Source organism: Hamadaea sp. NPDC051192 (assembly GCF_040682475.1).
GTDB lineage: Bacteria > Actinomycetota > Actinomycetes > Mycobacteriales > Micromonosporaceae > Hamadaea > Hamadaea flava.
On sequence record NZ_JBFBAZ010000224.1, the window covers coordinates 1 to 8,511 of the forward strand.

7 protein-coding genes and 1 pseudogene are annotated in these 8,511 nt (G+C 68.8%); 5 read left to right on the forward strand and 3 right to left on the reverse strand.

Translation table 11 applies throughout. The annotated features are described in order from the left end of the window. Positions 1-659: pseudogene (locus AB0M47_RS40890) on the reverse strand (hypothetical protein); the annotation flags it as partial. Positions 660-852: 193 nt separating this feature from the next. Between AB0M47_RS40890 and AB0M47_RS40895 the strand changes: the two are divergent. Next, positions 853-1,458: a TetR/AcrR family transcriptional regulator gene (locus AB0M47_RS40895; RefSeq protein WP_363423919.1), complete on the forward strand. Its 606-nt coding sequence runs from the start codon at positions 853-855 to the stop codon at positions 1,456-1,458. A gap of 122 nt (positions 1,459-1,580) precedes the next feature. After that, positions 1,581-3,101: an MFS transporter gene (locus AB0M47_RS40900; RefSeq protein ID WP_363423922.1), complete on the forward strand. Its 1,521-nt coding sequence runs from the start codon at positions 1,581-1,583 to the stop codon at positions 3,099-3,101. Between the two features lie 58 nt (positions 3,102-3,159). Here AB0M47_RS40900 and AB0M47_RS40905 read toward each other — a convergent pair whose 3' ends face one another. Continuing rightward, positions 3,160-6,339, reverse strand: coding sequence for a penicillin acylase family protein (locus tag AB0M47_RS40905; RefSeq protein WP_363423925.1), 3,180 nt, complete (start codon positions 6,337-6,339; stop codon positions 3,160-3,162). Positions 6,340-6,438: 99 nt separating this feature from the next. Here AB0M47_RS40905 and AB0M47_RS40910 point away from each other — a divergent pair, with 99 nt between their 5' ends. Then, positions 6,439-6,615 carry a hypothetical protein gene (locus tag AB0M47_RS40910; protein WP_363423927.1) on the forward strand — a complete coding sequence of 59 codons (177 nt, stop codon included), beginning with the start codon at positions 6,439-6,441 and terminating at the stop codon, positions 6,613-6,615. A gap of 183 nt (positions 6,616-6,798) precedes the next feature. Here AB0M47_RS40910 and AB0M47_RS40915 read toward each other — a convergent pair whose 3' ends face one another. After that, positions 6,799-7,449, reverse strand: coding sequence for a hemerythrin domain-containing protein (locus AB0M47_RS40915; RefSeq protein ID WP_363423930.1), 651 nt, complete (start codon positions 7,447-7,449; stop codon positions 6,799-6,801). Positions 7,450-7,516: 67 nt separating this feature from the next. Here AB0M47_RS40915 and AB0M47_RS40920 point away from each other — a divergent pair, with 67 nt between their 5' ends. Both AB0M47_RS40920 and AB0M47_RS40925 read left to right on the forward strand, forming a co-directional pair. After that, on the forward strand, positions 7,517-7,654 hold the full coding sequence (locus AB0M47_RS40920; RefSeq protein WP_363423933.1) for a hypothetical protein: 138 nt from the start codon (positions 7,517-7,519) through the stop codon (positions 7,652-7,654). Positions 7,655-7,689: 35 nt separating this feature from the next. Further along, a complete protein-coding gene (locus AB0M47_RS40925) occupies positions 7,690-8,310 on the forward strand; it encodes a suppressor of fused domain protein (protein WP_363423936.1) in 621 nt (206 codons plus the stop codon). The last annotated feature ends 201 nt before the right edge of the window (positions 8,311-8,511 follow it).

The following is an 8,511-nucleotide window of genomic DNA, read 5'->3' on the forward strand; positions in this document are numbered from 1 at the left end:
GGCGGTGGGGTGAAACTCTGGGCGATCTCGTCGGCGATGAACTGCCGCAGCACGTCGGTCAGCCCCGGCATCCGCAGCGCCTCGGCGATCGTCTCCTGGTCGGCCCAGAGGCATACGGCGATCGTGATGCCGCTGGCCTTGGCGTCGGCGCATTTGGCGTTGCCGCCGAGCGGCCCCGCGTCGACGTCGCGGAACGGGCCGGCGTTGAGGCTGCTCTTGAGCCCGTGCGTCATGCCGCTGGCCCAGGTCGCGGGGTTGCCGACGGGCGCCTCGACCGCGATCACCATCGTCAGTTTCTGCTTCGCGAGGTCGCCGTAGAACCCGGAGACCGCGTCGTCGGCGTCCGCCGAGGTGTCCTTGAACTGCCGCGTCATGCCGTCGGCCAGCTTCTGGAGGGTGGCGTCGGTCAGGCGCGGCTGGGCCAGCAGTTTCGCGGGCAGGACCACGCTGCGCGTCGCCGCCTTGGTGACCGCCGGCGACGGGGACAGCGAGCCGGGCGCGGTGGGCACGGCGAGCGGTTCGACGCGATCCGCGCGGGGCGTCAGCAGAAGACCGCCGACGAGCCCCGCGGCGAGCACGACCGCGCCGAGCGCGAGCCACACGCCGGTCCTTCCTCGCTTCGACTTGTACGCCTCAAGCAGGGGTTCCTGATCCGTCATAGCAGCTCCCGGGGGGTGAGCCAGTGATGCTAGTCGAGCCGGGGGAGGCGGCGGAATCCCAGTTCGGCGCGTCCGTGGCGATCATCACTCGGTCGGGCGTTGGGTGATCGCCGATCTTGGGATTAGAGTCCGGTGTACGGAACGGTTTCGTACACAGTGGCTCGAAGGGGGAGGGGGAGCCATGACCGACACCATGTCTAGCACGGACGTCGACCTGCGCCGACCCGTCTCGCGCCGGGGGGCGGGTCGCCGCGAGGCGATCTGCGAGGCGGTCTTCGAGTTGCTCGCCGAGGTCGGCTACGACCGGATGACGATGGACCACGTGGCGGAGCGCGCGCACGCCAGCAAGGCCACCATCTACCGGACGTGGACCGACAAGCCGGAGATGGTCGTCGACGCCATCGTCCAGCACTTCGGGGAGGAACCACCCCCGGTCGACACCGGGTCGCTGCGTGGCGACCTGCTCGACCTCATGGACCGGGCGTGCACGGCCGCGAACCGTGCCGACGGCGACGTCATCACCGGCCTCATCACTGCGGCGGGTCACACGCCCGCCCTCGCCGATGCGTTGCAGCGCACCATTCTGGAGTCCAAGGCGTTCCTGTTCACCACCATCGTGGACCGGGCGATCGCCCGGGGCGAGGTTCCGGTGGGCACCGGTGCCCGGACGCTCCAAGAAGTGATGCACGCCATGATCGTGAGCCATAAGACCTGGCAGTGCGGGCCGATGGCGGAGGCGTACGCGGTGCATGTCGTGGATGACGTGCTACTGCCTGTGCTGAAACGGTCTCCCTGCTGAAATATCGCTGTTAATCCACCGAAATCTAATTGTCGGACGGGGCTTCTAGCCTGACCGAGTTCGGCGGTGGGCCGCGTGCGCCCAGAATCCGCCACCTCATCACCTCAACGGAAGAGACATCCATGTCTAACGACACCTCGACGGCGCGCCGCTCCGTCGCCACCCCGTCCCGGGCCGACGCCGGTCAAGCGACGTCGCACCCGCCAGACCCCAAGCGCTGGCTGGCGCTGACCGTCATCGCGATCGCCCAGCTCATGGTGGTCCTCGACGCGACCATCGTGAACATCGCGATGCCGTCGGCCCAGGAGGCGCTGAACATCTCGCAGGCCGACCGGCAGTGGATCGTCACGGCGTACACGCTGGCCTTCGGTGGTCTGCTGCTGCTGGGCGGCCGGATCGCCGACTTCGCCGGGCGTAAGCGGATGCTGCTCATCGGCCTCGCCGGGTTCGCGCTCGCCTCCGCGCTGGGCGGTGTGGCGCAGAACGCCGGGATGCTCTTCGCCGCCCGTGCGCTCCAGGGCGTCTTCGGCGCGCTGCTCGCCCCGGCGGCGCTGTCCCTGATCACGGTGACCTTCACCGAGGTCAAGGAGCGCGCCAAGGCGTTCGGCGTGTTCGGCGCCATCTCCGGCGGCGGCGCGGCCATCGGCCTGATCCTGGGCGGTCTGCTCACCCAGTACCTCGACTGGCGCTGGTGCCTGCTGGTGAACATCCCGGTCGCGGCGATCGCGATCTTCCTGGCGATCCCGATCGTCCGGGAGAGCAAGGCCGAGGGCGACACCAAGTACGACATCCCCGGCGCGGTGCTGTCCACCGCGGGCCTGGTCACCCTCGTCTACGGCTTCACCAAGGCCGCCGAGGACGGCTGGACCTCCGGCGTGACGCTGAGCCTGTTCGCGCTCTCGGCGGTGCTGCTCATCGCGTTCGTCGTCGTCGAGGTGCGCAGCTCGCACCCGCTGCTGCCGATGCGCGTCGTGTTGCAGCGCAACCGGGGCGGCTCGTACCTCACGTCGGTCACCCTGGGCGCGGGCATGATGGGCATGTTCCTGTTCATGACCTACTACTTCCAGGGCACCCTGCAGTACTCGCCGCTCAAGAGCGGTGTGGCGTACCTGCCGTTCTCGGCGGGCATCATCCTCACCGCCGGGCTCGGCAGCGCGATCCTGCCCAAGGTCGGCCCGCGCGTGATGATGACGGTCGGCGCGCTGCTCGCGACCGGCGGCATGCTGTGGCTGACTCAGCTGAAGGCGGACTCGTCCTACCCGAAGCTGATCCTGCCCGCCCTGGTCATCATGGCGGTCGGCATGGCCTGCTGCTTCGTGCCGCTCGGTAACACCGCGCTGTCGGGTGTCTCCAACCACGACGCCGGGGTGGCCAGCGCGATGATCAACACTTCGCAGCAGGTCGGCGGCTCGCTCGGCGTGGCCGTGCTCAACACGGTGTTCACCACGGCGGTCGCGAACTACATCGTCGACAACGGCGGCCCGACCGACATCAACAAGGCCATGGGCGCGATCCACGGCTACAACGTGGCGTTCACGGTCAGCGCGGTGCTGCTGGCGGTCTCCGCGGTCATCACCTTCGTGATGATCCGCCGGGACAAGAACGCCACCGCCGCACCGGGTGGCGCCGTCCACATCGGATAAGTTCACCGCACGGAACAGGGCGGGCTCCCCGACGGGAGTCCGCCCTGTCGTGTCGCTGCTATTTCGCGTACACCTCGAACTCCCAGAGCGAGTAACCGTAGGACGTGCCGCGCGTGACTCCTGTCATGCGCACGTATCTCGCGGTCACCGGGCTGAAGGCGTCGATGTCGAGACCGCCGTTGCCGGTGGTGGTCGACCAGACGGTGGTCCAGGTGCTGTTGTCGGACGAGACCTCGATCCGGTACGCGCGTCCGTAGGCCGACTCCCAGTGGAGCAGCACCCGGCCCACGGTCTGGGCCGAGCCGAGATCGACCTTGATCCAGTTGCTGTCGTTGTAGGAGCTGGACCAGCGCGAGCCGTCACTGGCGTCGACCGCCTTGGCCGGAGTGTTGCTGGTGAGGAACTGCGTGCTGGACGCGGTGGCGGTCTTGCCGTTGGCCAGGTTGGCGATGTTGTCGCCGCGGTGCGCGGGGAACGAGACGACCTGCTGGTAGGTCGGGCGGTTCTGCCAGCTGATCTTGTCGTCGGTGATCCCGCCGAGCGGCGACTGCACGACGCTGTCGGCACACCACTGGTCGCCCGCCGAGCAGTACTTGTCCGCCGGGTACACCGTCGCCGCCGGGGTCGCCGAGGCGCTGCTCAACGTGCTGAGCAGCATAGACCGGCAGGCGGTCAGGCTGCCCCCGCCGCAGTAGGTCGCGGCGAGCGGGCCGCTGACCGGCCGGCCGAGCACCGAGCGCAGGTCCTTGCTCACGTAGCCCCACCAGCCGTGCTGGAACGACGAGCCCTTGTGGCCCTGGGTGTCGTTCAGCGATCCGCCGCTGCCGGCCGGATCCTGTTGCCCGCCCGACGGCGACTCGTTGATCTGCATCGCGCCGACGAGCGAGTTGTAGAGGCCGTCGCCCAGCGAGGACTTGAACTCGCCGGACACCAGCAGCGGCCACCAGGCGTCGAACACGCGGATCGCGTCGGCGTACTGGTAGGCGTGCGAGCCGGCCGACGTCTCGACCCGCCGCCCGCCCGCGTTCAGCCAGGTTCGCAGGCTGCTGACCAGAGCGGCCTGGCCGGCGTCGGTGACGGTCTGGCTCTCGATGACGTCCAGCGCCAGGTCCAGCGTCTCGGTCGCCCGCAGGTCGGAGACCGCCGCGTCGGCCATGACGCGGACGACGTCGGCGCGGGTGAGTTTGTGCCCACCCGCACTGGCCGCGCGTACGCCCTTGTCCAGCAACTGCGCCCGATGAACGGGGCCGAAGCTGAAGTTGCCGTCGGCGGCGCTGTAGTCCCTGGCCTGCTTGTTGTTCCAGCTGACGAAGAAGTCCTGGTTCACCGCCTGCGGATGGGCACTCGCCGGGGTATACGCCGCCGTGTTGGTGTCGGGGTTCCAGTTGACCCATTCGTGCGCGGCGTCGGCCTTCTGCGGTAGGTTCGGATCGGCGGTGGACTGCCGCTGCGGGTTCGAACCCGAGTTGAAGTACGCCGCCTGCGTGTTGTTCACGTAGAACCAGTTGAAGGCGTAGCCGACGTTGGACGCCGAGTTGTCGAACGCGGCGGCGTCGCCCATCTGCGACGGGTCGTTGAACATCTGGAAGCCGATCGCGGAGTCGGCCTCGTGCCGATAGGTCGAGCGCAGCGACGTGTACGCCGTCGGCACGCCCCCGGCCAGCCCGCGATGCGTGACCAGGCCGTACTTCGTGCGGTAGGTGATCAGGGAGTAGGACCCGGCCGGCGTCGAGTCCGCCGTGGTCGGCTGCCAGGAGTTGTCCTGTCGCAGCGTCTCCATCGGCGTGCACACCCCACGGAACAGGTACGCCATCGAGTTCACCGTCGGGGTGGACCCGTTGGTCTCGCAGAGCTGGACGGCGTACGTGTCGGTGATGTCCTGCCCGGCGGAGGTGGCGCTCCAGGCGTAGTCCTGGCCCCGGCCGAGCTGCACGTAGAGGTTGACCCCGGCGAAGGACGCGCCCCGGGCGCTGATGCCGGGTCCCTGCAACTCCTCCAGCATGAGCAGCTGCGGGGAGAAGTAGCCGGTCTGCGGGCCGAAGACGGCGATGGGGTTGCCGGTCGCCGTCATGGAGCCGGAGACCACGATCGCGTTCGACATGCCCTTGCGTTCGGTGGCGGGTTCGACGGCCTCGGCGGAGACCCCGGCCGACCCGGTGCGGTTGTAGACCACCGGTACGCCGGCCGTCGTGCCCCGGTCGGGGAGCACCACCCCGGTGGCGTTCGCGGGCGACTGCCCGTACGGGAAGCTCTGACCATTGTGGAGAGTCAGCAGCGTCTCGGGATCGTTCTGCTCCCGGAAGGCGCGCCAGACCTGGTCGCCGACGGTCGCGCCGTACTTCGCCTGGGCTTCCACGCGAACGAGAGCTGAGGCCATCTCGCCGCCACCACCGCCGCCGAACAGGCCGCCGACGACGCCGGAGATGGCCACGATGTCGGTCACCTTGAACGGTTCCGGCCCGCCCTCGTTGGTGACCGCGTCCAGGTGGCCGGTCAGCACGTACTCGCCGGGGCAGTCCACCGGCGACTGCGTCATGCAGTGGTTGATGTACGCGTTGACACCCGCGATGTACTGCGTGATGTCGGCGTACAGCAGTGCGCCGCGGGTGCCGTTGTTCTGCAGGGCGTTGACCTGAGCCTGGAGGTCGGCTTCGGTGTAGGGCGAGTTGCGCCAGACACTCTGCTCCAAGTCCTGGTTGCCGGGTGAGCCACCGGCGAAGCTCGTCAGGGTGCCCCGGCCGACGTGCCGCAGCAGATCCATGAGGAACAGCCGGTCCTGCGCTCCGGCGTACCCGGCGCCGAACATCGTGCCTTCGCGGGTCGTGCCCGTGACGTGCGGTACGCCGGTCGCCTTGTCGCGCACGATCGTGACGTCGGACCGGGGGCTGATGGTGCTCTCCACCTGTCCGGCCGGCACCCCGAAGGCGCCGTCGTTGTAGAACTGGCCGATCTGCTCGTCCGTCAACCCCGTGTACGCGCTGAGCAGGTTGGCGTACGCGGCGAGCTGGTCGGCGGAGTGGGCCGGGCGGGTGCCGATGCTTTGGTGCAACAGGATTCCGGCCAACGTGGCGTTGCCGTTCTCGCCCGGCGGCAGGATGTCGTTGCACTGGTCGAGGCAGTAGTCGTTCGTCTTGAGGTACGCGCTCGCGGCGGACGCGGGTGCGGCCGGGGCGACGGCGACCATCGCAGCGGTGAGGGCGAGGACGAGGGTCGCCCTGGTTTGGATTTTGACGGACATGGGCAGTGTCCCTTCACGACGGAACTCTCGGGTAATGCGAAAGGTTGTCGCGTTTACCGGACAGTAACGTTTAGCGCCCTCAATGTGAAGGGGTCAAAGATGTTCGCCTGGATCGGAGTTGTGCTCTTCGCGCTCTCGCTGCTCGTGCAGTGGCTGGACGTGTCGACCAACAACATCGTCAACTCGTCGACGCTCAACACCGCGGGCTTCCTGTTCGTAGCCCTGAGCCTGGCCGGGTGGGCACCTCGGGCAGCCTGGCGGGGCCGTCGCCGCTGACCCACTGGGTTCGCGCGGGCCTGCGAGCCGTCCGTGCGAGCCACCGTAAATGATCTAGGCGGGAAACGGTTGCCTGAGCGACCGTTTCCCGCCTAGATCGTTTTTCTGTGCGCTCCGGTTGGGTGATCTTGAACGGAAAGCGTTGCTATGACAGCGTTTTCCGTTCAAGATCACGGGCTGGGGCTACAAGTCCTGCGGACGTGTCTTGCGGCCCGAGAGCGCGTCGCGCACCTTGTCGACGGTGCCGATCGCGGGGTCGACGACCTTGTTCAGCGGCGGAGTCGACGGCGTGTTCGGGTGCGGCCGGGTCGGTGCGGCCTCTTCGAAGATGTCGATCCGGTTGCCCAGCTTCACCTGCTGGTCCCGGTCGAGCCGGCGGCGCAGCTCCGGGAAGATGTCCTCGTCGGCGGTGCGTACGTGGCGGCGCAGGTGCAGGTCGGCCCGTGCGAGCAGGGCGGCGAACTCCTCGGCGTCCGGGTCCGCCTTGTGCAGATCGGCGAGCACGCGCAGGATCTCCCGATCGGCCTCGATCTCGTCGTCGACAAGCCGATCGCCGTTGTCGAGGGCCGTGCGGGCGGCCGGGTAGAGCTCCTGCTCCTCGGCGGACAGATGGCGGCTCATCGCGGCGATGAACGCGTCGGCGACCTGCCGCGGCGGGGTCGGCCCGGCCGCTGATGAGGGTCCGCCGGACTCAGGTGCGGTAGCGGCGCCGGTCGCCGCCAGGGCGTCGTCAAGGAGGGTCTGGAGCCGGGTGTGCTCATCGGCGAGAACGCGCGCGATGCTGCGCCCGCCCCACTCCTCGGACTCCCAGCCCTCCGGATCCGTTACAGTCAAAGCTCCTCCTTCGGTCGGCCAGGAATGTGCCCGCCCGGCCGGATTCCGAAACCCCCACGGAGTGCCGATGCGCCGACTCACCCTCCTCGCCGACACCCCTGGCCAGGGCTGGAGCGAACAGGGCTATCTGCGGTTGGTCGGCATCGCGATCGGCGTCGCCATCCTCTGGTTCGCGATCCGGTCCACCTTCGGCAAGAAGAAGTAGGTTGAGCTCCGCGATCCGCGGGGTACCGTGCGTGCATGGTGGGCGATGACTCGGCGCCTGGCTGGAGCGCGATCGACGCCGCGTTGGAGCGGCTCTACGGCGACGCGGTCCCGCTGCATGTCGCCCCGGAACTGCCGTCCTACCTGGGCGGCGTGGAGGCGCTCGACGGGATCAGCATCTTCGCGCGGGAGGATCCGGTGCCGCACTGGCACCTGATCAGCTACGGGATGTCGGAGCTGTACGAGAAGCACAGCGAGAACCCGGTGGATTCGGGTTTCGGTTTCGAGTTCACCCTCCGCGCCGTACGCCGTCCGGCCGGGGAGGCGCCGCCGGCCTGGGCGGTCATGCTGATCCAGCAGCTGTCGGCGTACGTGCACGCGACGGGGGAGTGGTTCGCGCCGGGGCAGACGCTGCGGCCGGGCCGGCTGACGCTGGGCGACCGGGACACCCGGCTGACCGCGCTGGGCTTCACTGTGGACAGTGAGCTGGGCACCATCCCGACGCCGTTCGGCGGGCTGGCGTTCCTGCAGATCGTGGCGCTCACCGACGCCGAGTACGCCGCCGCGCAGGAAGCCGGCGCGCAGGTGGTGCTCGACGCGCTCGGTGAGAAGGTCCCGCTGCACGTGATCGACCCGTCGCGCCCGTCCCTCTGGTGACAGCCGTCGCGCGAAGCGCGGACGCCCCCTGACCGACGCCCCCCTGAGCGACGCCCCCCTGAGCGACGCCCCCTGCCCGACGCCCCCTGACGGACGCACCCCGCTGGATCAGGGTTCCAAGTCGAATCTTGACCCAAGATTCGACCCGGAACCCTGATCCAGCGCTTAAAACGCGCGCGAACGCCGGCGCACGAATGCGCC